The organism is Rhodococcus sp. A14 (assembly GCF_011603105.1).
Classification (GTDB): Bacteria; Actinomycetota; Actinomycetes; order Mycobacteriales; family Mycobacteriaceae; genus Rhodococcus_F; species Rhodococcus_F opacus.
Genome location: NZ_JAAOQS010000353.1, coordinates 1 through 241, shown reverse-complemented (window position 1 = coordinate 241; position 241 = coordinate 1). Strand labels below are relative to the sequence as shown.

The 241-nt window shown below is 60.6% G+C and carries 1 pseudogene; it reads right to left on the bottom strand.

Features of this window, described 5'->3' with window-relative positions:
* Nucleotides 1-115, bottom strand: a pseudogene (locus tag G9373_RS45810) (transposase); the annotation flags it as partial.
* Between the last annotated feature and the right edge of the window lie 126 nt (nucleotides 116-241).

The following is a 241-nucleotide window of genomic DNA, read 5'->3' as shown; positions in this document are numbered from 1 at the left end:
TGTCGCGAGTGCCGTCCACAGTCACCCCCATCACGACGTAGATCGGCCGGTTGGCCACGTTGCCGTCGCGGATCTTGACGTGGATACAGTCGATGAACAGCACCGGATACACCTGGCGGATTCCACTAGTCGTGGCGAATCATCGGGTAATCGTGCAGGGGCCACCATCGTCGCACAGCCTGGTTCGGAGTGAGGTCATTCAGGCATAGCCTCGGACGGTCGTTGAGTTCGGTGGCGACCT